Raw genomic sequence first — 25,481 nt, forward strand, 5'->3', positions numbered from 1 at the left:
ACTAGCGATGGTCGAACATTCTCCGCGGGCCCTGCGATCTCCGGGGCCCATGCTCGAATTCCTCCGTGGCCGTGACGTGCTCGTCGCGGGCTGGGGCGTCTCCGGCCGCTCGCTGGTGGAACCGCTGCGCGATATCGGCGCGCATCCGGTTGTCACCGACGCGGGCGCGAAGGCGCTCGCCGAGGCGTCCGAACTCGGCTTGGAGGTGGCCACCTGCGTCGACCTGGAGTCGGCCGATCTGAGCCGCTTCGCGCTGGTGATCACCAGCCCGGGCTGGCGGCCGGACTCGCCGGTCCTGGTCTCCGCGGTCACCGAGGGCATCCCGGTCTGGGGCGACGTCGAATTCGCCTGGTGGGTCGATCAAGCCAGGATCTACGGGCCGGTCCGCAAGTGGCTGGTCATCACCGGGACCAACGGCAAGACCACCACCACCCAGATGACTCACGCCATCCTGCGCGCCGCGGGCATCGCCAGCGTCGCCTGCGGCAACATCGGCACCCCGATCCTGGACGCGCTGCGCCGGAATCCCGGCCCGCAGGTGCTCGCGGTGGAACTGTCCTCGTTCCAGCTGCACTGGGCGCCGTCGGTGCGGCCGGAGGCCGGCGTCGTGCTGAATGTGGCCGAGGATCACCTGGATTGGCACGGCGGCCTGGACGCCTACGCGGCCGCCAAGGCGCGGGCGCTGGTCGGGCGGGTCGGCGTGGTCGGCCTGGACGATCCGGTGGCGGCCTCGCTGGCCCGTCGCTCCAAGGCCCGCCGCACCGTCGGCTTCCGCATCGGCGTGCCCGCCGACGGCGAACTCGGCGTGGTGGACGGCAAACTGCTCGATCGCGCGTTCACCAAGGCCGCGATTCTCGCCGAGGTCGGCGACATCAGCCCGCAAGGACCGGCGGGCGTCGCCGACGCGCTGGCCGCCGCCGCGCTGACCAGGGCCATCGACGTGGCGCCGCAGTTCGTCAAGGAGGGACTGCAGGAGCACAAGGTCGGCCCGCACCGGGCGGCCTTCGTGCGCGAGCTGGCCGGCGTCGATTTCATCGATGACTCCAAAGCCACGAATCCGCACGCCGCGCGATCGTCGATCCTGGCGCACCCGCACGTCATCTGGATCGCGGGCGGGCAGCTCAAGGGCGCCGGTGTGGAAGACCTGATCGAGGAGGTCGCCGACCGGCTCGTCGCCGCGGTGCTCATCGGGTCCGACGCGCCGGTGCTCGCGGCCGCGTTGGCGCGACACGCGCCCGAGGTCCCGGTCGTCGAGGTGCGCGCGGGGGACGATGCTGTGATGGCTGACGACCCGTCGAGATCCGACAAGGCCGACGCCGTCATGGCGCAAGCCGTCCGCGCCGCCGCCGAATTCGCCCGCTCGGGTGACACCGTGCTGCTGGCGCCCGCGGCGGCCTCCCTCGATATGTTCGCCGATTACACCCACCGCGGACGCAGTTTCGCCACCGCGGTGCACACGCTGGAAGACGGTGACATCGGGCGGCGGCTATGACGGAGACGACGCGAGTGCCCGCGGCCAGGTTCGTTGCTTGGCTGGCGCGCCCGCTCGCGTCGTTCCATCTGATCGTCACCATCGCCACCCTGCTCACCGTGCTCGGACTGGTGATGGTGCTGTCGGCCTCCAGCGTCGAGGCCTATGCCGAGCGCGGATCGGCGTACTCGCTGTTCGTCCAGCAGGCCATGTTCGCGGCCATCGGCTGCGTGCTGTTCTATGTCGCGCTGCGCATTCCGATGCGCAGGCTGCGGCAGTGGTCGTTCCCGGTGTTCGCGCTGTCGGTGCTCGCGTTGGTGCTGGTGCTGATTCCCGGCATCGGCAGCGAGGTGCAGGGCTCGCGGCGCTGGATCGACCTCGGCGCGGTGTCGGTGCAGCCCTCCGAGATCGTCAAGGTGACGCTGGTCGTGTGGGGCGCACACCTGCTCGCCTCGCGCCGGTCGGAGCAGGCGGCGCTGAAAGACATTCTGGTGCCGCTGGTTCCGGCGGGCATGCTGGTGTGTCTGCTCGTGGTGCTCGAGCCCAACCTGTCCACCACCATCGCGCTCGGCATCGTGCTCGCGGCGCTGCTGTGGTTCGGCGGGCTGCCGGTGCGGCTGTTCGTCACCATCGCGGTGTCCGGCGTCGTGGCCGCGGCGGTGCTCGCCCTCTCCGCGGGTTATCGCTCGGACCGCATGCGCGCCTTCTTCAATCCCGGCGAGGACCCGCAGGGCATCGGCTATCAGGCGCGGCAGGCGCAGTACTCGCTGGCCGACGGCGGCATCTGGGGCCGCGGGCTAGGGCAGAGCCGGGCCAAGTGGAGCTACCTGCCCAACTCGCACAACGACTTCATCTTCGCCATCATCGGCGAGGAACTCGGCTTTCTCGGCTGCGCGCTGGTGCTCGGGCTGTTCGCGCTGTTCGTCTACACCGGTCTGCGCATCGCCAGCCGGTCGGTGGACCCGTTCCTGCGGCTGCTCACCGCGACCGCGACCACCTGGATCACCGCGCAGGCGCTGATCAACGTCGGTTACGTGGTCGGCTTGCTTCCGGTGACCGGTCTGCAGCTGCCGCTGGTCTCGGCGGGCGGTTCCTCGCTGGCCATTACGTTGTTCATGTTCGGCATCATCGCCAACGCCGCACGGCACGAGCCGGAGGCGGTGTCGGCGCTGCAGGCCGGGCAGGACGGGCGGTTCAGCCGTCTGCTCCGACTACCCAAGCCCGAGGTGTACTCGCCCGCCAAGGCGGAGGCGGCCAGGGCGCGCAACGCCGCCAAGGCCGCCGCGCAGCGGGCCCGCACCGAGCGGTCCAAGTCGCGCCAAGCGCCGCCGCGGCGCGGACAATCCGGCGGGCAGCCGCGACGCCGCTCGCCGGAGAGCCGGGGCACCAGTTCGCTGCGTGCCACCAGGGCTTGGGAGCCGAACTATCCGATGCCACACGCTAGAGAACGGGGAAGATCCAGGTGAATGCGGGACCCGGGAGTACCGCCGACGCAACACAGCGGTCCGCGAAGGGATCCGGGCTTTCGGTGATCGTGGCGGGCGGTGGCACGGCCGGACATGTCGAACCGGCCCTCGCCGTGGCGGACGCGCTGCGGCGCCTCGACGATTCGATCCGGGTGACGGCACTGGGCACCGAACGCGGTCTGGAGACCCGGCTGGTGCCCGAGCGCGGCTATCCGCTCGAACTGATCCCGCCGGTGCCGTTGCCGCGCAAGCCGACCGCGGATCTGCTGCGGCTGCCCGGCCGGGTGCGCGCCGCGGTGGCCCAGACCAGGGCCGTCATCGATATGGTGCGGGCCGACGTCGTCATCGGCTTCGGCGGCTATGTCGCGCTGCCCGCCTACCTGGCCGCGGGCCGGGGAGTGCTGCGGCGCAGGCGCGCGGTGCCGGTCGTCGTGCACGAGGCCAACGCGAAGGCGGGCATCGCGAACAAGGTCGGCGCCCGGCGCGCCGCGCGGGTGCTCGCCGCGGTGCCGGATTCCGGCCTGCCGCGCGCCGAGGTGGTCGGCATCCCGGTCCGCGAGGCCATCACCTCGCTGGATCGCCCGGCGCTGCGCGCCGAGGCCCGCGCGCACTTCGGCCTGCCCGCCGAGGGGCCGGTGCTGCTGGTGTTCGGCGGATCGCAGGGCGCGCGCAGCCTGAACGAGGCGGTGTCGGGCGCCGCGCCGCAGCTGGCGGCGGCGGGTGTCTCGGTGCTGCACGCGCACGGCCCGAAGAACACGCTCGAGGTCGCCGCGGGCGACGATGCCGCGCGCTACGTGGCGGTGCCGTATCTGTCCAGGATGGATCTGGCCTACGCCGCCGCCGACGCGGTGGTGTGCCGGTCCGGCGCGATGACGGTCGCCGAGGTGTCCGCCGTCGGCCTGCCCGCGTTCTACGTGCCGCTGCCGCACGGCAACGGCGAACAGGAATTCAATGCCCGTCCCGTGGTCGCACAGGGCGGTGGCAGAATTGTCCCCGATGCCGAACTGTCCGCGAAGTACGTGATCGACGAGGTGATACCGCTGCTCATGGACCCCGCACGGTTGACCGAGATGGGCCGCGCCGCGGCAGGCGCCGGGCACCGCGACGCCGCCGACGAAGTGGCGCGGATCGTGGTGGAATTGGGGCGGGGCCGATGACCGACGAGCGTTCGGCACTGCCGCCCGAGCTGGAGCGGGTGCACATGGTGGGCATCGGCGGCGCCGGGATGTCCGGCATCGCCCGCATCCTGCTCTCCCGCGGCGGCTCGGTGTCGGGTTCGGACGCCAAGGAGAGCCGCGGCGTGCTCGCGCTGCGTGCTCGCGGCGCGCAGGTCAACATCGGTCACGACGCGGCCGCGCTCGATCTGCTGCCCGGCGGCCCGACCGCGGTGGTGACCACCTACGCGGCCATCCCGAAGACCAATCCCGAGCTGGTGGAAGCGAATCGGCGCGACATCCCGGTGCTGCTCCGCCCCGCGGTGCTGGCCTCGCTGATGCGCGGGCACCGCACCCTGCTGGTCTCGGGTACGCACGGCAAGACGTCGACGACCTCGATGCTGATCGTCTCGCTGCAGCACTGCGGCCTGGATCCGTCCTTCGCGGTCGGCGGCGAACTCAACGAGGCGGGCACCAACGCCCACCACGGCACCGGCGAGGTCTTCGTGGCCGAGGCCGACGAGAGCGACGGCTCACTGCTGCAGTACGACCCCGACGTCGCGGTGGTCACCAACATCGAGTCCGATCACCTCGACTTCTTCGGCACCGACGCCGCCTACGTGCAGGTCTTCGACGATTTCGCGGACCGGCTCGCCGCGGGCGGCCTGCTGGTGGTGTGCCTGGACGATCCGGGCTCACGGGCGCTGGCCGAGCGGGTCGGAACCCGTTTGGCGGACAAGGGCGTTCGGGTGCTCGGCTACGGCTCCGGCGAACTCGCCGACGCCCCGGTCCCGGTCGGCGTCCGGCTGCACAGCTGGGAGCCGCGTGACGTGGGCGGGCTCGCTCAATTCCAGCTGGCCGACGAACCCGCGCCGCGCACGCTGCGACTCTCGGTTCCTGGGCGGCACATGGCGCTCAACGCGCTGGCCGCGCTGCTCGCGGCGCGGGCGGCGGGCGCCGACGTGGACGAGATTCTCCAGGGCCTGGAGGGTTTCGGCGGCGTGCACCGGCGGTTCCAGTTCGTCGGCAGGGAGAACGGCGTGCGGGTCTTCGACGACTACGCGCACCATCCCACCGAGGTGCGCGCGGTGCTCGGCGCCGCGGCCGAACTGGTGCAGCAGGAGGCGCGCGACGGCGCGCGGTCGCGCCAGGGCCGGGTGATCGTGGTCTTCCAGCCGCACCTGTACAGCCGCACCGCCACCTTCGCCGAGGACTTCGGCCTCGCGCTGAGCCTGGCCGACGAGGTCGTCGTGCTGGACGTCTACGGCGCGCGGGAGAAGCCGCTGCCCGGCGTGAACGGTGCGCTCGTCGCCCAGTCGGTCACCAAACCCGTGCATTACCAACCGGATATGTCCCGGGTCGGACGCCAGGTGGCCGGGCTCGCGCTGCCGGGCGATGTCGTGATCACGATGGGCGCGGGCGATGTCACCATGCTCGGCAGCCAGATACTCGACGGGCTACGGGCGCGTCCCCAGTACGGGCGGTGAGCCGCGATGCGGCCGGGGGGTGAGCGGCGCGCGGCCGCGAGCTGGCTCGATCGGTTCGACCTGCTGCGCCGCCCCGGCGGTCCGGCCCGGCTGCGCCGGATGCGGCTGTGGGGATTGCTGGGCGTGTGCGTGCTTACCGTCGTCCTGTTGATCTCCTGGTTCACGCCGGTGCTCTCGGTGCGCACCGTCGAGATCGAAGGGCTCGTCGAGGTGCAGGAGGCGCAAGTGCGCGAGCGACTCGAAATTCCTTCGGGCCGCTCGATGTTGCGCATCGATACCGACGCCATGGCGCGGCGGGTGGCGAGTATTCCGAAAGTCAGTTCGGCGCGGGTGCAGCGGGTGTACCCGTCGACCGTCAAGGTGACCATTGTCGAGCGGTCGCCGGTGTTGTTCTTCGAGACCGAGGAAGGCGCGCATCTACTGGATGCCGAAAGCGTCGAATTCGCCATCGAGGCCGCGCCCATCGGGGTGCCGAAGTTGATCACCGATCGACCCGGCGGCGCCGATCCGTTGACCCGCGCGGCGGTCGCGGTGCTCGCGGTATTGCCGCCCGCCCTGAATATCCAGGTGGGCGAGGTTGTCGCACGGTCGATTTCGGATATCTCCTTGAATCTGCACGACGGACGCACGGTACTCTGGGGCAGTGCGAACGATGCCGAACGCAAGGCGGCCGTGGTGTTGCCGCTGTTGACGCGGGAGGGAACGGTGTTCGACGTGTCGAGCCCGAATCTGGTCACGGTAAAGTGATCGACACCCATTGTGCCCAGGGAATTTTTGGGGGCGCTCTGCCGCGAGGCGCAGGGCCGTCGCCGGGATGGGGCTCGGGGGGCAACCGTCCAACCATACGGTGTGTGAAGTGGCGACCGAGAGGGATCACACAAGATTCTGTCACTCGTGTCGGCGCGCCTGCGCCCGTATCGCGGCGGCTGCGAATAGCGTTCCGCACCAGTCGGATACTTGACATAACGCTAACCCTGTGGTTGAGGTTTAGGGTTTGCCCGGCCGCGGATCGTGGAGTGAACCGGTCCCGGGCAAAACAACCGAGGATGCCATAGCGAAATGTCCTGAGTCCGAAAATGACAGGCTTTAGATCGAAGGAAGGCGAGAGCCCATGACGCCCCCGCACAACTACCTTGCGGTGATCAAGGTCGTCGGTATCGGCGGCGGCGGCGTGAATGCCGTCAACCGGATGATCGAACAGGGACTCAAGGGAGTCGAGTTCATCGCGGTCAACACCGACGCGCAGGCGCTGCTGATGAGCGATGCCGACGTCAAGCTCGACGTCGGCCGTGAACTCACCCGCGGTCTCGGCGCGGGTGCCGACCCGGAGGTCGGCCGCAAGGCCGCCGAGGACCACAAGGACGAGATCGAAGAGGTGCTCAAGGGCGCCGACATGGTCTTCGTCACCGCGGGCGAGGGCGGCGGCACCGGTACCGGTGGCGCGCCGGTCGTCGCGAGCATCGCGCGCAAGCTCGGCGCGCTCACCATCGGCGTGGTCACCCGGCCGTTCTCCTTCGAGGGCAAGCGCCGCGGCAACCAGGCCGAGGTGGGCATCAACCTGCTGCGCGAGTCCTGCGACACCCTCATCGTCATCCCGAACGACCGGCTCCTGCAGCTCGGCGACGCCGCGGTCAGCCTGATGGACGCCTTCCGCTCCGCCGACGAGGTGCTGCTCAACGGTGTTCAGGGCATCACCGATCTGATCACCACCCCGGGTCTGATCAACGTCGACTTCGCCGACGTCAAGAGCGTCATGTCCGGCGCGGGCAGCGCGCTCATGGGCATCGGCTCGGCGCGCGGCGAGGGCCGGTCGGTGAAGGCGGCCGAGGCGGCGATCAACTCGCCGCTGCTCGAGGCATCGATGGACGGAGCGCACGGCGTGCTGCTCTCCATTGCGGGCGGGTCGGACCTCGGTCTGTTCGAGATCAACGAGGCGGCCTCGCTGGTACAGGAAGCCGCGCACATCGAGGCCAACATCATCTTCGGTACCGTCATCGACGATTCGCTCGGCGACGAAGTGCGGGTCACCGTGATCGCGGCCGGATTCGACGGCGGCGGCCCGGCCCGGCGCACCTTCGACCCGGCGACCGTCCGCGGTTCGATCGGTTCGGGACGGGCGGGCGAGATCGGCCAGAGCAGCAGGCCGAGCGAGATCGCCGCGTCCACGCGCAGCACCGACACCACTTCGGCGGGCACCTCGAGCAGCGTGACCCGCGGCGCCGTGCCGAGCTACCACAGCGAGCGCGTCCGGCCCGCCGAGCCGACGGTCTCGCACAACAGCCGCTCCCACATCCAGCCCCCGGACGACGGCGGTGACGACGATGACGATGTCGACGTGCCGATCTTCATGCGCCGCTGATCCGATCGTCCCGGGTGCACCGGGACGACGGTCGCGGGCCGCGGGCGGTTGTCGCGCGAGGTGAGGTTCGCCGCACGGCGTGCCGTCCCGCGCCGCGCCGCATACGCGAATCCGCCGACCGAGCACGAGGATTCGCCGAGCGCGCGGTTCGACGCCCGTTGCGCGAGCCGCCGCGGCACCCTCCGAAGCCACTAGGCTCGGAGGCATGACTGCTGCCCACACACTTACCGTCCGACGGGTCACGACGACCAGGGCGGGCGGCTTCTCCGCCCCGCCCTACGACTCGTTCAACCTCGGCGACCACGTGGGCGACGATCCGGCGGCCGTGCGCCGCAACCGCGAGCGCCTCGCCGCGGGCATCGGCCTCACCCCGGACCGGCTGGTCTGGATGGAGCAGATCCACGGGCGCGCCGTCGAAATCGTCGACGGCCCCCGCACCGAGCCGGTGCCCGCCACCGACGCTCTCGTCACCACCGTGCCGAACCTGGCGCTGGTCACACTCAGCGCCGACTGCGTTCCGATCCTGCTCTCCGACGACGAGGCTGGCGTCATCGCCGCCGTGCACGCCGGCCGTATCGGCGCGCGCATCGGCATCGTGCCGCGCGTGCTGGACGCGATGGTGTCGGTGGGCGCCAGGCTCGACCGGGTCGGCGCGTTCCTCGGCCCGGCCGCCTCGGGCAGGCAGTACGAGGTGCCCGCCGCCATGCGCGACGATGTGGAAAAGCACCTGCCGGGCAGCGCGACGACCACCGTGCGCGGTACGCCCGCGCTCGACCTGCGCGCGGGAATCCGCAGGCAACTGACCGAGGCGGGGATCGCCGCGGTCGCCGAGGACCCGCGCTGCACCATCGAGGACAAGACGCTCTTCAGCCACCGCCGTGGCGCGCCGACCGGACGCATCGCGGGCGTGATCTGGATCGAGGGGCCGCGATGACCTGGCCCGGTGAAACGACGGAAACCGTTGCGGCACAGTCCGACGCGCGCACCGCGGAGCTGGCGGGCAGGCTGGACGGTCTGCTCGAGCGGATCGATGCCGCGTGCCGGGCGTCGGGGCGCGAGCCGGGTTCGGTGCGTTTGCTGCCGGTGACGAAGTTCTTTCCGGCCGCCGACGTCGCGATTCTGTACGGCCTCGGCCGTAGGGAGTTCGGTGAATCGCGCGAACAAGAGGCCACCGCGAAGGTCTCGGAACTGGGCAACCGCCCGGATATCCGCTGGCACATGATCGGTCGCCTGCAGCGCAACAAGGCCAAAGTAGTCGCGCGCTGGGCACACACCGTGCATTCGGTGGACAGCGAACGGTTGGCAACGGCTCTTGACAGGGGTGCGGTCGCCGCGCTGGAGGCGAACGAGCGCACCGAGCCGCTGCGGGTGTTGCTCCAGGTGAGCCTGGACGAAGACCCGGAGCGAGGCGGCGTCACCGAAGATGATCTCGAGCGCCTCGCGGACCATGTCGCGGCGGCGGAAGGACTGCAGCTCGGAGGCCTGATGGCGATTCCGCCACTCGACGCCGAGCCTCATAGCGCCTTTGCGCGGCTTGCGACTTTGCACACGCGGCTACTCGCCCGTCACCCCGCCGCAACCGAGCTTTCCGCAGGTATGTCGGGTGATCTGGAATCAGCGATCGAACACGGCTCGACGGTTGTGCGTGTCGGTACCGCCCTGATGGGTACTCGACCGATAACCTCGGGCTAGCAAAGAAACCTCATCAGTCACATTCGACACATAAGATTGGGACAGACGAGGGCTGAGCAAGACTTCAACACCCGGCCGCCACCGGGGCCGAAGGAAGGTCGACCAGAATGAGCGAGCGCAGCGAGCATGGACTCGACGCAGCCACCATCGTGGTCATCACCGAGTCGAGCGACGGGGAGGGGTAAGTGTATGAGCACGCTGCATAAGTTCAAGGCGTACTTCGGCATGGTGCCGCTCGAGGATTACGAAGACGATTACGTCGACGATCGCGCCCCGCGCGCGACCGAGCGCGGTGGCGCGCGCCCGCGCAACTACTCCGATCGCGGCGGCTACGGCGCCGACCGGTACACCGAAGATCGTTACGGCGCAGACCGTTTCGGCCAGGACCGGTTCGACGAGGACGCCGACTACCCCGAGCCCGCCTACAAGTCGCCCTACCAGGCCGGCTACCCGGCGGCGCGCCGCGACGAGTACGCCGACGAGCCCTACGGCGACGAGCGCTACGAGTCGTCGCGGCGTCCCACCCGTATCGATGCGGCCGGGTCGTCCGGCCGGTTCCGCGCGGGCGGCGGCGCAGGCATGTTGCGGGGAGCCACCAGGGGTGCGCTCGCCGTCGATCCCGACGCCGAGGAGCGGCGGCTCGAGGAGCGCGTGCGCCCCGAGCCCGCACCCGCTCGCCGGCCGGGGATCTTCGAGGACGGAGGCCCCTTGTCCAAGATCACGACGCTGCGCCCGCGCGATTACAGTGAGGCCCGCATCATCGGCGAGCGTTTCCGCGAGGGAAATCCGGTGATCATGGACCTGGTCGACCTGAGCAACGCCGACGCCAAGCGGCTCGTCGACTTCGCGGCCGGCCTAGCCTTCGCCCTGCGTGGCTCGTTCGACAAGGTGGCGACCAAAGTGTTCCTGCTCTCACCGGCCGATGTCGACGTATCAGCCGAGGAGCGGCGCAGGATCGCCGAAACGGGCTTCTACAACCAGAAATAGCGGTCTGATCCGGGGGGTTCGTCGGTCTTGTCGCGCGCGGGGCGGTGTGGTCATTTTGCGCAACGCCGATTTTCGGGCAGAGTGAAGTCGTGGCCTTGTTCGCGGTGCTGTACTTCGTACTGTTCATCTTCTGGCTGTTGCTGATCAGCCGGGTGATCGTCGAGTTCGTTCGTAGCTTCGCCCGTGACTGGCGACCGACCGGTGTCGTTGTCGTCATCCTGGAGGTGATCTTCACGATCACGGACCCTCCGGTGAAACTACTGAGACGGCTGATACCACCGGTGTCCCTGGGGGGAATTCGCCTGGATCTGTCGATTATGGTCCTGCTATTCATCGTCTTCATCCTGATGTCGATCGTGAGCAGGCTCGGGCAACCGGTAGCTCCGGTGTGACAGAATGGGCCAAGATACCTTGCTAGATCTGCTCGATCTCCAAAAGACGCGTGAAGGGATCCTTCCATGCCGCTGACCCCAGCCGATGTGCACAACGTCGCGTTCAGCAAACCGCCGATCGGGAAGCGCGGCTACAACGAGGATGAAGTCGACGCCTTCTTGGATCTCGTGGAGCAGGAGCTCTCGCGTCTGATCGAGGAGAACGCCGACCTGCGCCAGCGGGTCGCCGAACTCGATGCGGAACTGGCCGACGCCAAGAAGAACCGGCAGGCGGCCCCGGCAACGGTCAAGGCCCCGGTACAGCAGGCTCCGCCTCCTGAACCGATCAAACCCCCGGTGCCCGCACCGCCGCCGGCTCCGATGCCCGCGGCCGCACCCGCGCCGAAGGACGCCCCCGGCGCCGACGCGAACCTGCAGGCGGCCAAGGTCCTCAGCCTCGCCCAGGAGATGGCGGACCGGCTGACCAGCGACGCGAAGACCGAGGCGGAGAACCTGCTCTCCAACGCGCGGGCGAACTCCGAGCGACTGGTCGGCGACGCCAGGACCCGTTCCGAGGCGATGATCGCGGACGCCCGGCAGAAGTCGGACGCGATGCTGTCGGACGCGCAGACCCGTTCGGACAGCCAGCTGCGCCAGGCCAAGGAGAAGGCCGACGCGCTGCAGGCCGACGCCGAGCGCAAGCACACCGAGATCATGGCGACCATCACCCAGCAGCGCAGCGTGCTGGAGAGCCGGATCGAGCAGCTCAAGACCTTCGAGCGCGAGTACCGCGTGCGGCTGAAGTCGTACCTGGAGTCGCAGCTCGAGGAGCTGGAGAACCGCGGCTCGGCGGTCCCGGTGGACGGCGGCGAGGCGTTCGCCGACACGAACACCGCGAGCAACCTCGCGCCCGCCTCGTTCGCCAAGGGCGGCAAGTAATACCACCCTCGGCGGTCCTGCGCCGTCGCGAAAGCAGTTGTTCGAGTCGTCATCAGAGGTAAAGTCGAATCGCCTGGCATGCCCGGCGGACCCAGCCGGACGACGCGTGTCACAGCCCGTGCATGGCCGTAGCGAAGGCGGAGGTACGCCGAGGGGGTCATCATGCTCGTTCTGACACTCGTCCTGGCGGCGATCGGCTTTGCCCTGCTCGTCACGGCGCTGACCACCGGGTCGGTGCTGTGGGCGTGGGGGTGCATCGTCGTCTGCGTCATCGGCGCGGTGCTGCTGCTGGCGAGCGCGCTGTCCATGCGCAGCCCGGAGAACGGCGCACCACCGCCGCCGGGGCGGCACGCCAAACGCTGAGGCCGGGCGCGGGGAATATCGCTTGCCCCGGCTGGTTAGAATCGAAACAGAACGGCGTCGATCCGGCCATCACCGGGGAGCCTTCGGAAGAACGGCGCCGAGGCGCTCAGTAGAACCGAACGGGTGAGCCCGTCACAGCTCACAACGAGTGGTCCGGCGGCCCCGGTGGGGCAGACCAGGACAAACGGGGTGGTACCGCGGTTTCGGCGCACCGAGCGCCGGGGTCGTCCCCGTGCCAACCACTGATACGCGCCTGCGGCGCGGTGGCACGAGGAGACGCATCCGCGATGGCGGACGACAGCAAGAGCGCATACCCCCGCGTGGATCTGGGCGCAGGCTCCGGGGCGAGCTTTCCCGAGCTGGAAGAACGCGTGCTCGACGCATGGGCGGCCGACGACACCTTCCGCGCCAGCATCGAGAACCGTTCGGGTGCTGCCGAGTTCGTCTTCTACGACGGCCCACCCTTTGCCAACGGTCTGCCGCATTATGGTCATTTGCTCACCGGCTATGTGAAGGATTTGATCCCACGTTTCCAGACGATGCGCGGCAAGCGCGTCGATCGGCGTTTCGGATGGGACTGTCACGGCCTTCCCGCGGAAATCGAAGCGGAAAAGCAGCTCGGTATCACGGACAAATCACAGATCGACGCCATGGGGTTGGCGGAATTCAATGCCGCGTGCAAATCCTCGGTGCTGCGCTACACCGGGGAATGGCGCGACTACGTCACCCGCCAGGCTCGCTGGGTCGACTTCGACAACGACTACAAGACCCTCGATCTCGACTTCATGGAGTCGGTCATGTGGGCCTTCAAGTCGCTCTACGACAAGGGCCTGATCTACCAGGGCTTCCGCGTGCTGCCCTACAGCTGGTATGAGCAGACGCCGCTGTCGAACCAGGAGACCCGCCTGGACGACGCCTACAAGATGCGCCAGGACCCGGCCGTCACCGTCGACATGGCGCTGCGTGTGCCCGACGACCATCCGCTGCGCGAACTCGACGGCGCCAACGCGCTGATCTGGACCACCACGCCGTGGACCCTGCCGTCCAACCTGGCCATCGCCGTACACCCCAACGTGCGCTACGTGCACCTGAGCGCCGCCGACGGCAAGCGCTACCTGCTGGCCGCCGAGCGCGTCTCGCACTACGCGCGGGAGTTCGGCGAGGAGCCGCAGGTGCTCGGCGAGTTCGACGGCGCGGCGCTGGCCGGACTGTCCTACGCCCCGCCCTTCGACTTCTTCGTCGGCCACCCGAACGCGCACCGCGTGCTCACCGCCGACTACGTGACCACCGACTCCGGCACCGGCATCGTGCATTTGGCTCCCGCCTTCGGTGAGGAGGACATGGAGGTCGCCACGGCCAACGGCATCGAGATCGTGCAGCCGCTGGATCCGGGCGGCAAGTTCACCTCGATGGTGCCGCCGTACGAGGGCTTGATGGTCTTCGACGCCAACCCGGTGATCATCAAGGACCTCAAGGCCGCCGGAAAGCTGTTGCGGCACGAGACGATCGAGCACTCCTACCCGCACAGCTGGCGCTCCGGGCAGCCGCTGATCTACATGGCGGTGCCGTCCTGGTTCGTCGCGGTCACCAAGTTCCGCGACCGGATGGTCGAGCTGAACAAGCAGATCACCTGGGTGCCCGAGCACATCCGCGACGGTCAGTTCGGCAAGTGGCTGGAGGGCGCGCGCGACTGGAACATCAGCCGCAACCGCTACTGGGGCAGCCCGATCCCGGTGTGGGTCTCCGACGATCCGGCCTACCCCCGGGTCGACGTGTACGGCTCGCTGGACGAGCTCGAGCGCGACTTCGGTGTGCGCCCGACCGACCTGCACCGGCCCATGATCGACGAGCTGACTCGGCCGAACCCCGACGACCCGACCGGCAAGTCGACCATGCGCCGCGTGCCGGAGGTACTGGACTGCTGGTTCGAGTCCGGCTCGATGCCCTACGCGCAGGTGCACTACCCGTTCGAGAACAAGGACTGGTTCGACGGGCACTTCCCGGGCGACTTCATCGTCGAGTACAACGGGCAGACCCGCGGCTGGTTCTACACCCTGCACGTCCTCTCGACCGCGCTCTTCGACAGCCCGTCCTTCAAAACCGTTGCGGCGCACGGCATCGTGCTCGGTGACGACGGGCTGAAGATGAGCAAGTCGAAGGGCAACTACCCGGACGTGAACGAGGTGTTCCACCGGGACGGCTCCGACGCGATGCGCTGGTTCCTGATGAGCTCGCCGATCCTGCGCGGCGGCAATCTCATCGTCACCGAGCGCGGCATCCGCGAGGGCGTCGGTCACGCGCTGCGTCCGCTGTGGAACGCGTGGAGCTTCCTGCAGCTGTACGCCTCGAAGCCCGGCGTGTGGCGCACCGATTCGCCGCATGTGCTGGACCGCTACATCCTGGCGAAGCTGGCGCAAACCCGCGATGTGATGACCGACGCACTGGAGGCCTACGACATCGCGGGCGCCTGCGAGGAGCTGCGCTCGTTCGCCGACGCGCTCACGAATTGGTATGTGCGCCGGTCGCGTTCGCGCTTCTGGTCGGAGGATCGCGACGCGGTCGACACCCTGCACACCGTGCTCGAGGTGGTCTCCAGGCTGGCCGCGCCGCTGCTGCCGCTGATCGCCGAGGTGATCTGGCGCGGGCTCACCGGCGATCGTTCGGTGCACTTGGCCGACTGGCCGAAGGAGGGCGAGCTGCCGGAGGATCCGGAGCTGGTCGCCGCCATGGACGAGGTGCGCACGGTCTGCTCGACGGTGCTCAGCCTGCGCAAGGCACAGAACCTGCGGGTGCGGCTGCCGCTGGCCGAGGTGACCATCGCGGCGGGCGACGCCGAGCGGCTGCGCCCGTACGCCGACATCATCGCCGACGAGGTCAACGTCAAGAAGGTCGACCTGACCACCGACGTCGCCGTGCACGGTCGCTTCGAGCTGGCGGTGAACGCCCGCGCCGCGGGTCCGCGCCTGGGCAAGGACGTGCAGACGGTGATCAAGGCGGTCAAGGCGGGCGAGTGGTCCGAGGATGCCGCCGGTGTCGTCAGCGCCGCCGGAATCACCTTGTTCCCGGAGGAATACACCCAGCGGCTGGTCGCCGCCGAGCCCGAGTCCACCGCGGCGCTGCCCGGCAACGCGGGTCTGGTGGTGCTGAACTCGGTGGTCACCGAGGAACTGGAGGCCGAGGGCTGGGCCCGCGACCTGATCCGCGACCTCCAGGAGACCCGCAAGTCGCTCGGCTTGGACGTCTCCGACCGGATCACCGTGGTCCTCGAGGTCCCGGCCGAGCGCCTGGCTTGGGCGCAGACCCACCGGGATCTGATCGCGGGCGAAATCCTCGCCACGGCACTCGATTTCGGCACCGTGGGCGCCGACGCCGCCGAACTCGCCGGTGGTGTGAAGGCCGCGGTCGCCAAGGCCTGAGCCGGTCGTCGGGGTGGGCGTCGTCGTCCACCCCGACGACGCGGCTCGACCGAGTGGCGGTCGAGACCATGCAGCGGTAGTGATCTAGATCACACGCTGGGAATTTGCTGGAAACCTCTCCTGTCTCCGAAAAGCCCGGCAGAATCGGGCGTGTTGCTGTTGGTGCGCAGATCGATCAGTGGTACCGCAGTGATCCTCGTGAGGCATGTTCTACCTGATGTGCGCTGTTCGGCGGGCTGTGAAGCCGGATAGGCGCGGAGGTCGGTGGCTCCACCCCGATGACGAGGGTGGCGCCGCGCGTCAGCGCGGCCGCTTGTCGCGGCCTGTTCGCCGGACCCACAGGAGAGGTGCGTTTCGTGATCAGAAAATCGTTGTGCCGGATATTCGCCGGCCTTGTCGTCACCGCGATCGTCACCCTGCTGCTCGCCGGACCCGCGTGGTCCGACACCGGCAGCGGCCCCGTTTCGGCGGCCGGTTCGGGCTCCGGAGGTTCGAGCGCCTCGGCGGGTCTGCCGCTGCCCAGTCCACGGGGCCTCGCCGCGCTGGCCATCGCCACGACCCAGACCGGTAAGCCCTATGTATGGGGCGGCACCGGCCCGCACGGCTGGGACTGCTCCGGGCTCGTCCAGTGGGCGTTCCGGCAGGTCGGCGTCGACATGCCGAGGACGACCTGGCAGCAGGCGACGGCGGGCACCGCCGTGCCGGTCCGCGCGATGGCGCCGGGCGACGTCGTCGTGCTGAACGACGACGGCTCGCACGTCGGCATCTACGCCGGCTTCGGGCAGATCTTCAACGCCTACGGTCGCGGCGTCCCGGTCGGCCTCGCGCCGCTCCGGAAGTTCACCATCTACGCCGTCCGCCGGTTCTGACGGCGCGAAAACCGTTGCGGTTCAGGCGAGGTGGTCGGTGGCCAGACCGCGAAGCAGCGGACCGTACTCCGGATGCGCCAGCGCCGAGGCGAACTGGGCGACCAGGTAGTCGCCGGGATTGCCGGTGTCGTACCAGCGGCCGCGAATCACCTGACCGAACACCGGATTCTCCGCGGCGTGCACGTTGATGGCGTCGGTCAGGTAGACCTCGCCGGTGCGGTGCTCGTACCAGGCCGCGGTCTGCCTGCGCAGCTCGTCGACGATGCCCGGGGTCACCACGTAGCCGCCGATGGCGGCGTAGGCCGAGGGCGCGTCTTCGGGCTTGGGCTTCTCCATGAGGCCGGTGATGCGCAGCAGGCCGTTGCCCTGATCGTCGGCGACGACCGGGACGCCGTAGCGCTTGGACTCGGCCGGGTTCATCGGCATCAGCGCGAGCACCGGCGCCGCGGTGGCCTCGTAGGCGTCGATGAGCTGCTGTGCGCGCGGCACCTCGGCCACGAACACGTCGTCGGGCCAGAGCACGAGCATCGGCTCGTCACCGGCGTTGCGCGCGGCGTTGAGCACCGGGGTGCCGTTGCCGTAGGGGCCGTGCTGGTCGAGATAGGTGATGTGGCCGAGGCGGGACAGTTCCCCGACCTCCTCGACGGCGTCGGCGTAGGCGGTCTTTCCGTCCGCGCGCAACTGCGCGACGAGGGCCGGATTGGGGCGGAAGTGGTCCTGGATCAACGACTTTCCGCCGCTGACCACGATGGTGATGTCGGTGATGCCGGAGGCGACCAGCTCGCGGACGGTGTGCTCGATGACCGGCTTGTCGCCGACCGGCAGCATCTCTTTCGGGATGGCCTTGGTCAGCGGGAGCAACCGGGAGCCGATACCGGCCGCCGGGATGACTGCCTTACGGATCTTCATGGGTCCGATCATCACATACGAACCGGCGGGCAAGGCGCGATCCCCGTCGTTCGTTGCCGTGTCGAAAAACCTGGCGCGCGAGGTATCGGCCCAGGTCAAGGCTGCTGGATCGCGGTGTCGGCGGCTGCCGGGACGCTCCGCAGATCCGCAGCAATCGATCAGGCAACACCCAGCCGCCGCGGCGGCGAACATGTCGGTGGGTTGGCGTAGATTCCGGTCGTGCGGACGGATCGGGCGACGGAGAAGGCGGCGGTCGGCCGCACCTCCAAGCGCTGGGTGCTGCACATAGATATGGACGCGTTCTTCGCCTCGGTCGAGCAGCTGACTCGCCCGACGCTTCGCGGCCGACCGGTGCTCGTCGGCGGCACCGGGGGACGCGGCGTCGTCGCGGGGGCCAGCTACGAGGCGCGGGTCTTCGGCGCGCGTTCCGCGATGCCGATGCACCAGGCCAAGCGCCTGGTCGGGGTCACGGCCGTGGTGGTGCCGCCCCGCGGGGCGGTCTACGGGGTGGTCAGCGGGCGGGTGTTCGAGGCGCTGCGCAGCCGCATCCCGGTGCTGGAGACGCTCTCGTTCGACGAGGCGTTCGGCGAACCGGAGGAGCTGGCGGGCGCCGACGCGGAGCGGGTCTACGACTTCTGCGCGGAGTTGCGCGCGCTGGTGCGCGAACGCACCGGTCTGGTCGCCTCGGTCGGCGCGGGCAGCGGCAAGCAGCTCGCCAAGATCGCCTCCGGCCTGGCCAAACCCGACGGCATCCGGGTGGTCGCGCCCGACGAGCAGCAGGCACTGCTCGCCGGGCTGCCGGTGCGCAAGCTGTGGGGGATCGGCCCGGTCGCCGAGGGCAGGCTGCGTTCGCTCGGCATCGAGACGGTCGGCGCCTTCGCCGCGCTGCCCGAATCGGAGGTGGTGTCCTTGCTCGGCGGCAGCGTCGGGGCGGCGCTGCACCGGCTGGCCCGCGGCATCGACGACCGGCCGGTCGCCGAGCGCGCCGAGGCCAAGCAGATCAGCGCCGAGAACACCTACGAGACCGACATCGTCACCTTGGCCCAGCTGCGACCCGCGATCGAGACCATGGCCGCGGCCGCGCACGCCAGGCTCGGCAAGGACGGCCGGGCCGCGCGCACCGTGGTGCTGAAACTACGGAAGTCGGATATGAGCGTGGTGACGCGCTCGTTCACCCTGCCCTACGCCACCACCGACCTGGCCACGCTGACCACCGCCGCCCAGCGGTCGGCGATCGATCCCGCCGAGCTCGGCCCGATCCGCCTGGTCGGCGTCGGCTTCGGCGGGCTGTCCACGGTGCGGCAGGAATCGCTCTTCCCGGAACTGGATCAGAGCCCGGTCGACGACACGCTCGATCCCGAATGGGAACCGAGCGAGCCAGCGCCGCCCGCCGCCGAGCCGAGTCCGTCCGCGCGCCTCTGGTACCCGGGAATGGATGTGGCGCACCCGGATTACGGACACGGGTGGGTGCAGGGAGCGGGGCACGGCGTGGTCACCGTGCGCTTCGAGACCAGTTCGACAGGGCCGGGCCCGGCGCGTACCTTCAGCGCCGACGACATCAGTCTGTCCCGGGCGGATCCGCTCGGCAGTCTCGACTGACCGGTAGCCTGATGCCTCGGGCGGTGCCGCCGGTTCTTGGTGGACGCTGCCGCGGTTACGACACGGACCCCTCCTCGAACGCAAAGGACGAGCAGTTGAAGCTTCGTACGACTGGACGCATCGCGATCGCTGGCCTCGCCATCGTTGCCACCCTGGGCCTGACCGCCTGCGGCGGCGACGATTCGAGCGACACCGCCAAGACGGCCAAGACGACGACCAGCGCCAAGGCGACCACCGCTCAAGCGAACCTGCCCGCGGTGCCCACCGCGGCGGAGCTGAACACGCAGCTGCAGAAGGCGCTCGACCCGGCGGTGCCGAACGAGGAGAAGCTGGCGATGATTCAGGGCGCCGAGGCCGATCCCGAGCTGCCCGCCCGGCTGTCCGAGGCCTACAAGGCGACCGGCGCCACCGTCGAGGTGACCGAGGTGACCGCGTTCGGCGACACCATCAACGCCAAGGCCAAGATCGTGCTGAACGGCCAGGAGAACATCGCCGACGTGCCGTTCGTCGCCGAGGACGGCAAGTGGAAGGTCCAGAAGGCGTGGGCCTGCCAGATGCTGACCGCGCTCGGCCAGCAGTCGGCCGCCTGCGCCTGATCCGCGGTGTCGCGGCCCGGCCCGAATCCGGGCCGCGACGATCCCGCTTCGCGGCGGCCGAGTCGGTCCGCCGAAGTGATGCGTGGGCGAGAATCCGCAGATCAGCCGCCTGATTCGCCCGTGGAACCGCGCTCGGAACAGGCTTCGGGTTTCGCTCTCAGTTTCGATCGTTACTATCTGGCCTCGTGGCTGACACTATGGTGTGGGCGGGGCAGCCGTCCGTCGAGGATCCCAGACCCGGGACGGCACAGCGGAATACGAGCGGGGGATGGGCGCGGCCCGTCGCTTTGATCGCGGCGTTGATCGGCGCGCTGTGCGCGGTGGCGGTGCCCTTGCTCCCGATCCGGGTGGACGAGGCGACGCTGTCCTGGCCGCAGGCTGGTTCGGCGCGCAGCGTGGAGGCGCCGCTGGTGGCCTACGCGCCGTCGACCTTCGACGCCACCCTGCCGTGCGCGGCCATCGGCCAGCTGGCCGTCAACGGCGGCACCCTCGCCGCCACCGCGCCAGACGGCGCGCCGGACCGCGAGCGCTACGGCTTTCTCGCACGGGTGACCACGCCCACCGCCGACGCACCGGCCCGGCTCGACGTCATCCTGCGTAACCAAGCGCTGCTCAGCACGCCGGTCGATCAGCTGCCCGCCGGGTGCGAACTCGCCGTGCACGCCGACACCACCCGGGCGACGGCGACCATGCCGGGATTCACCGCCCCCGGCTTCCCGGTGACGCTCGACGGCGATTTCCGCCCCCAGCTCGTCGGCATCTACAGCGACCTGGCCGCCGCCGACGGCGCGACCGTCACCGCGGCCCTGGACACCCGCTTCACCTCCAGCCCGACTCCCGTCAAACGGGCCGCCATCTGGCTCGCCGTGCTGGCCACGATCGTCGCGCTGGTCGCCCTCTATCGGATCGACCGCGAGGACGGCAGGCGAACCCGCCGCCTGCTGCCGCAGCGCTGGTGGACGTTCTCGGTGCTGGACGGCGTGGTGCTCGGCGTGCTGGTGCTCTGGCACTTCATCGGCGCCACCACCTCCGACGACGGCTACCAGTTCGGCATGGCCCGCACGTCCGGTGCGGCGGGCTACATGTCCAACTACTTCGCCTACTTCGGCGTCCCCGAGAACCCGATCGGCACACCGTATTACGACCTGATCCGGATCATGGCCGAGGTGACGACCGCCAGCCCGTGGGTGCGCCTGCCCGCGCTGGCCTGCGGTGTGCTGCTGTGGCTGTTGCTGAGCCGCGAGGTGGTGCCGCGCTTGGGCGTGGCGGTGCGGCACGACAAGATCGCGCTGTGGACCGGCGCGCTCGGCTTCCTCGCGGTCTGGCTGCCCTACGACAACGGCCTGCGTCCCGAACCGCCCGTCGCGCTGGGGCTGCTGCTCACCTGGTGTTCGGTCGAGCGCGCGATCGCCACCCGGCGGTTGCTGCCCGCCGCGCTCGCGGTTCTGGTCGCGGCGTTCACCGTCACCGCGGGTCCGTCCGGCCTCATCTGTATCGCCGCGCTGCTGTCCGGCCTGCGTCCGGTCGCCAGGATCGTGATGGACAAGGTCGGCTCGGGCACCGTGCGGCAGCGCGTACTCGGTTACCTGACACTGCTCGCACCGCTCGGCGCGGCCGGTGCGCTCGTGCTGGCGATCGCGTTCGCCGACCAGCCGCTGTCCGCCGCCTTGGAGATGCAGCGGGTGCACCACGACATCGGTCCCGACGTGCCGTGGTTCCAGGAATATCTGCGCTACCAGTACCTGTTCCAGGGCGAGGTCGACGGTTCGGTCGGTCGCCGGATCGGCATTCTGGCCATGCTGATCGGCATCGTGGTGTGTGTCGCCGTGCTGTTGCGCAAGGGCGGGCGGATTCCGCTGACCGCCGCGGGCCCGTCGCGGCGCATCCTCGGGACGACGGCGGGCGCCCTGTTGCTGATCATGGTCACGCCGACCAAATGGACCCACCACTTCGGCGTGTTCGCCGGTGTCGCGGGCTGTGTGGCGGTGCTGACCGCGATGGCGGTCGGCCCCAAGGTGCTGCGGTCGCCGCGCAACCGCGCGCTGTTCGCCGCGCTGATCGCGTTCCTGCTCGCGCTGGTGTTCTCCGGGCCCAACGGCTGGTGGTACGTCTCCGCGTACGGCATGCCGTGGTGGGACAAGCCGCCGTCGGTGGCCGGTCTGATGCTGAACGACCTGTTCCGGGTGGCCGCGGTCGCGCTGCTGGCGGTGGCCGCCTGGTGGCATGTGCACGCCCCGGAACCCGGTACCCCGCAGCGGGTTTCGCGGTTCGGGTGGCGGGTGTCGCTGCTTCCTCCGTTGACCATCGCGCTCGCGCTGCTGGTGGTGTGGGACATCGGGTCCTTCGCCAAAGCGGCGGTGGCGCAGGGCCAGTCGTTCTCGCTGGCGCGTTCGAACATCGAAGCGGTGACCGGCAAGCCGTACGGGCTCGCCGGTCACGTCCTGGTCGAGACCGATCCGAACGAGGGCATGCTCGCGCCGCTCACCGGCGACGCGCAGAGCACGCTCGCGGGCAACGCGACCGGGTTCACGCCGGGCGGAGTGGCCGAGGACCTGCGGCCGGACGACGAGGGCAGCAGTTCGACGGGCAGCATCGCCGACGCGCTCGCCACCAAGTCCTCGTCGGAGGACGAAGCCGGAACCGCTACCGCCGCATTGCCTTTCGGCCTGGACCCGGCCCGGGTCCCGGTGCTCGGCAGCTACCGTTCCGGTGACGCGGGCCCGGCCGAGCTGACCACCGGCTGGTACCGGCTGCCCGATCCGGGCGACCGCGCCGGGATCATCGCGCTGAGCGTCGCGGGCCGCATCTGGTCGGTGGACGCAGACGGTGTGGTGACGCCCGGCCAGTCGTTGCAGATCGAGTACGGCGCAACGGATTCCGCGTCCACCGCGCAGCCGATGGGCCGGGTCGTCCCGATCGACATCGGACCTGCGCCGTCCTGGCGCAACCTGCGGGTGCCGTTCGCCGACATTCCGGCGCAGGCCGACGTCATCCGTCTGGTCGCCGTCGACCGCGATCGCAATCCGAAGCAGTGGCTGGCCGTGACGCCGCCGCGGGTGCCGAAGACCAAGACGCTGAACGAAGTGGTCGGCACGACGCCCGCCCTGGTGGACTGGATGGTCGGGCTGCAATTCCCGAATCAGCGGCCGTTCGATCATCGAGGCGGCATCGCCGAGGTCCCCGGCTATCGCATCCTGCCCGACCGCTCCGGGGCCGCCGTCACCAACCTGTGGCAGAGCCACGACGGCGGCGGTCCGCTCGGCTGGACCGGAATGCTGTTGCGCGCACGGTCATTGGCCACATATCTGAACGAGGACTGGGACCGCGACTGGGGTGATCTCCAGCTGTTCACGCGGATCGATGACAGCGCCGTTCCGGCCGAACCCGCGATCACCCAGCGCGATCACTCCGGGCTGTGGAGTCCGGGGCCGATCAATACGAACTACTGAGCTCGACCGGCGCGTCCCACGAGAGTTAGGTCGGCGCGGACCGTGGTCCGCGCCTCGGGGTCGGCCCGCTCGGGGCGCGCCGCCCGGAACTGTCAAAGTCGCAGCCGTTGCCGATTCACCAGGGATTTGTTGGCAGCGACGGGTATCCGGCGTCTCAGGCGTTGCTGTTCGCCGTGACGATACGTGTGGCGAGGGCGACCAGGTCCTCGCCGGTCAGGCCGGGATAGCCGTGCAGCTTGGTGCGCCAGCGGACGGGGACGGCGGAGGCGCCCCAGCGGGCGCCGAGCAGCCCGCCCGCGATGGCGGCCGTGGTGTCGGTGTCGCCGCCCGCGCGGACGCAGAGTTCGAGCGCCAGCGGGAGATGTTCGGGGCCGGAGGCGTCGGCGGTGGTGATCGCCCACCAGGCGGTCTGTAGCGCGTGCACGACCCAGCCGTTGTTCGGAAAGTGCGCGGGCGCGCCGTTTTCGGCCTGGTCGAGCAGCCGGTTCCAGTAGTCGGCGCTGTCGGTGGCGGCGACGTACTCGCGGACGCCGTCGAGGGTCGCGGTCAGCACCGCGTGGCGGACTGCGTAGGTCCAGATCTTGCACGCCTCGACGGCCTGCTGATCGTGATGGGTGAGCAGGCCGACCGCGCCCGCCATCCGCACGCACCCCGCGGCGTCGTCCAGGTAGGACAGCGCGATCGGCGCGGTGCGCATCAGCGAACCGTTCCCGCCGGTCAGCCCGTCCAACGACATGGCCTGCTGATGCATGGCTCGCGCCGAGGCCGGTCGCGCGGCGAGCACCCGGTTGGTCTGGACGCCGATGTCTTTCGGGTCGGAGTCGTACCACCGCACGAAACCCGCTGCCACCGCGTCGAGTTCGAGTCCAGGCCCGTCCGCGGCGGCTTGGGCGATCGCCACGGCCATCGCGGTGTCGTCGGTCCATTCGCCGGGCTCCCAGCGGCAGGCCCCGCCGCCGATCATGTCGATCTCCTGCTCCGGTCCCGGCCGGGTGAACTCGTATCCGGCGCCGAGCGCGTCGCCCGCCGCGGTGCCGAGCAGCACACCCGCCGCCCTGTCGAGTCGCCCGTCGTCCAGCATCGTGAAAACCTTTCCGGTCCCGCGTCGATCGCGGCAAATGTATCGGGTTGCCGCGTGCGGGCCCGCTGTCGAATCGGACAAGCGTCGGCCGCGTTCTCTGTGCCGATACGACGAAAGTCCGGTCAGGGCGGCCGGTTCGGTGCACGGCGGTCGTGCTCTGCCTGCATGTGCCCGCCCGATGGCGGTCGAGACGCGCACTCGAATGCCTCCTCACGAAGGGCAGTGGCGGGGGCGGCGGGGTGGCGCCGCACTCAGGGGGCGGGCGTTTCGGCGGGTGACACCGGAGCCGGTGTGCGGCGACCGAGCCGGGCGCGCAGCAGCGCGTCGGCGGTGAAGATCGCCAGCGCCGCCCAGATGAGCGCGAATCCGGCCCAGCGGGACGCGGGCATCGGTTCGTGCACGACGGCGACGCCCCAGGCCATCTGGAGCGCCGGGGTGAGGTATTGCAGCAAACCCATGGTGGACAGTGGAACTCGTTGCGCGGCGATGGCGAACAGCAGCAGCGGCACCAGCGTGACCGGCCCGGTCGACATCAGCAGCGCGGCGTGTCCCGCGCCGGAGGTGAACTCGCTGCGGCCGGTGAACAGCAGTACGAGGACGAACGCGAGGGCGAACGGCGCGGCGACGATGCCCTCGGCCGCGATGCCGCGCAGCGCGTCGAGCGGTATGACCTTCTTCACCAGCCCGTACAGCGCGAACGAGCAGGCGAGGGCGAGGGCGATCACCGGCGGCCTGCCGTAGTCGACGGTGAGCACCGCGACCGCCGCCGCGCCGAGCCCGAGCGCGGCCCACTGCGCCCGCCGCAGCCGCTCGCGGAAGATGATCACGCCGAAGCCGACGGTCACCAGCGGGTTGACGAAGTATCCGAGCGCGCACTCCACCACGTGCCCGGAGGTGACGCCGTAGACGTAGACGCCCCAGTTGATCGAGATCGCCGCCGAGGCGAGCGCGGCCAACCGCCAGGTCCGCGCGTCGATGCTCGCCATCTCGCGCAGCCGTCCGGTGACGACCAGCACGGCGAGCACCACCACGAGCGTCCACAGGATCCGCTGCGCGAGCACCTCCACCGGGCTCGCGAACGCCAGCAGACCGAAGAACGCGGCGAACAAACCCCAGATCAGATAGGCACTGGTGCCGAAGGCAACACCGGGGATGGATCTGATTCGCCGCACCGTGCCAGGTTAGTGGGCGAGCGTTGTTCATGGGATGAATTAACGGTGCGGCGGGCTGTGGATGGTCTGGAGTTGTCCACAGCCCCGCGCACGGCCGAAGC

Annotated in this window: 20 protein-coding genes; 17 read left to right on the forward strand and 3 right to left on the reverse strand. The window is 69.8% G+C overall.

Annotated elements, in window-relative coordinates:
* The first annotated feature begins 49 nt into the window (after positions 1–49).
* From murD to ABZV58_RS33905, 14 genes are all read left to right on the forward strand, one after another.
* Positions 50–1,492, forward strand: coding sequence for a UDP-N-acetylmuramoyl-L-alanine--D-glutamate ligase (gene murD, locus ABZV58_RS33840; RefSeq protein WP_355004254.1), 1,443 nt, complete (start codon positions 50–52; stop codon positions 1,490–1,492).
* Positions 1,489–2,937, forward strand: coding sequence for a putative lipid II flippase FtsW (gene ftsW / locus ABZV58_RS33845; protein ID WP_355004255.1), 1,449 nt, complete (start codon positions 1,489–1,491; stop codon positions 2,935–2,937). Before murD ends, ftsW begins: the two co-directional genes overlap by 4 nt.
* Positions 2,934–4,094, forward strand: a complete 1,161-nt coding sequence (gene murG / locus ABZV58_RS33850; protein ID WP_355004256.1) for an undecaprenyldiphospho-muramoylpentapeptide beta-N-acetylglucosaminyltransferase — start codon at positions 2,934–2,936, stop codon at positions 4,092–4,094. Before ftsW ends, murG begins: the two co-directional genes overlap by 4 nt.
* Positions 4,091–5,578 carry a UDP-N-acetylmuramate--L-alanine ligase gene (murC, locus tag ABZV58_RS33855; protein WP_355004257.1) on the forward strand — a complete coding sequence of 496 codons (1,488 nt, stop codon included), beginning with the start codon at positions 4,091–4,093 and terminating at the stop codon, positions 5,576–5,578. The genes murG and murC overlap by 4 nt, the downstream gene beginning before the upstream one ends.
* Before the next feature lie 6 nt (positions 5,579–5,584).
* Positions 5,585–6,325: an FtsQ-type POTRA domain-containing protein gene (locus tag ABZV58_RS33860; RefSeq protein WP_355004258.1), complete on the forward strand. Its 741-nt coding sequence runs from the start codon at positions 5,585–5,587 to the stop codon at positions 6,323–6,325.
* Positions 6,326–6,689: 364 nt separating this feature from the next.
* Positions 6,690–7,937 carry a cell division protein FtsZ gene (ftsZ, locus tag ABZV58_RS33865; RefSeq protein WP_355004259.1) on the forward strand — a complete coding sequence of 416 codons (1,248 nt, stop codon included), beginning with the start codon at positions 6,690–6,692 and terminating at the stop codon, positions 7,935–7,937.
* 205 nt (positions 7,938–8,142) lie between these two features.
* The gene (gene pgeF, locus ABZV58_RS33870; RefSeq protein WP_355004260.1) at positions 8,143–8,871 is read left to right on the forward strand and encodes a peptidoglycan editing factor PgeF; all 729 of its coding nucleotides are present in this window, start codon (positions 8,143–8,145) and stop codon (positions 8,869–8,871) included.
* Positions 8,868–9,629 carry a YggS family pyridoxal phosphate-dependent enzyme gene (locus ABZV58_RS33875; RefSeq protein WP_355004261.1) on the forward strand — a complete coding sequence of 254 codons (762 nt, stop codon included), beginning with the start codon at positions 8,868–8,870 and terminating at the stop codon, positions 9,627–9,629. Before pgeF ends, ABZV58_RS33875 begins: the two co-directional genes overlap by 4 nt.
* A gap of 189 nt (positions 9,630–9,818) precedes the next feature.
* Entirely contained in the window at positions 9,819–10,616 is a 798-nt protein-coding gene (locus ABZV58_RS33880) for a cell division protein SepF (RefSeq protein WP_355004262.1), read from the forward strand.
* Between the two features lie 89 nt (positions 10,617–10,705).
* Positions 10,706–11,008, forward strand: coding sequence for a YggT family protein (locus tag ABZV58_RS33885; RefSeq protein WP_067785731.1), 303 nt, complete (start codon positions 10,706–10,708; stop codon positions 11,006–11,008).
* A 66-nt stretch (positions 11,009–11,074) separates the two neighbouring features.
* Positions 11,075–11,926: a DivIVA domain-containing protein gene (locus ABZV58_RS33890; protein ID WP_355004263.1), complete on the forward strand. Its 852-nt coding sequence runs from the start codon at positions 11,075–11,077 to the stop codon at positions 11,924–11,926.
* Between the two features lie 162 nt (positions 11,927–12,088).
* Positions 12,089–12,289: a hypothetical protein gene (locus tag ABZV58_RS33895; protein ID WP_355004264.1), complete on the forward strand. Its 201-nt coding sequence runs from the start codon at positions 12,089–12,091 to the stop codon at positions 12,287–12,289.
* A gap of 287 nt (positions 12,290–12,576) precedes the next feature.
* Entirely contained in the window at positions 12,577–15,705 is a 3,129-nt protein-coding gene (gene ileS / locus ABZV58_RS33900; RefSeq protein WP_355004265.1) for an isoleucine--tRNA ligase, read from the forward strand.
* Positions 15,706–16,061: 356 nt separating this feature from the next.
* Positions 16,062–16,574: an NlpC/P60 family protein gene (locus ABZV58_RS33905; protein WP_355004266.1), complete on the forward strand. Its 513-nt coding sequence runs from the start codon at positions 16,062–16,064 to the stop codon at positions 16,572–16,574.
* A gap of 21 nt (positions 16,575–16,595) precedes the next feature.
* Here the strand turns inward: ABZV58_RS33905 and ABZV58_RS33910 are convergent, their stop codons facing one another.
* Entirely contained in the window at positions 16,596–17,483 is an 888-nt protein-coding gene (locus ABZV58_RS33910) for a UTP--glucose-1-phosphate uridylyltransferase (protein ID WP_355004267.1), read from the reverse strand.
* Between the two features lie 276 nt (positions 17,484–17,759).
* Here ABZV58_RS33910 and ABZV58_RS33915 point away from each other — a divergent pair, with 276 nt between their 5' ends.
* The 3 genes from ABZV58_RS33915 (at position 17,760) to ABZV58_RS33925 (ending at position 23,127) form a co-directional block, all read left to right on the forward strand.
* The gene (locus ABZV58_RS33915) at positions 17,760–19,082 is read left to right on the forward strand and encodes a DNA polymerase IV (RefSeq protein WP_355004297.1); all 1,323 of its coding nucleotides are present in this window, start codon (positions 17,760–17,762) and stop codon (positions 19,080–19,082) included.
* A 95-nt stretch (positions 19,083–19,177) separates the two neighbouring features.
* The gene (locus ABZV58_RS33920) at positions 19,178–19,678 is read left to right on the forward strand and encodes a hypothetical protein (protein ID WP_355004268.1); all 501 of its coding nucleotides are present in this window, start codon (positions 19,178–19,180) and stop codon (positions 19,676–19,678) included.
* Between the two features lie 185 nt (positions 19,679–19,863).
* Positions 19,864–23,127 (forward strand): arabinosyltransferase domain-containing protein, encoded by a 3,264-nt coding sequence (locus tag ABZV58_RS33925; protein ID WP_355004269.1) that lies wholly within the window; start codon positions 19,864–19,866, stop codon positions 23,125–23,127.
* 154 nt (positions 23,128–23,281) lie between these two features.
* Here ABZV58_RS33925 and ABZV58_RS33930 read toward each other — a convergent pair whose 3' ends face one another.
* Positions 23,282–24,208 (reverse strand): ADP-ribosylglycohydrolase family protein, encoded by a 927-nt coding sequence (locus tag ABZV58_RS33930; RefSeq protein ID WP_355004270.1) that lies wholly within the window; start codon positions 24,206–24,208, stop codon positions 23,282–23,284.
* Positions 24,209–24,459: 251 nt separating this feature from the next.
* Complete coding sequence (gene rarD, locus ABZV58_RS33935) at positions 24,460–25,380, reverse strand: EamA family transporter RarD (RefSeq protein WP_355004271.1); 921 nt, start codon at positions 25,378–25,380, stop codon at positions 24,460–24,462.
* Positions 25,381–25,481 lie beyond the last annotated feature (101 nt).

The organism is Nocardia sp. NPDC004654 (assembly GCF_040609595.1).
Lineage (GTDB): Bacteria > Actinomycetota > Actinomycetes > Mycobacteriales > Mycobacteriaceae > Nocardia.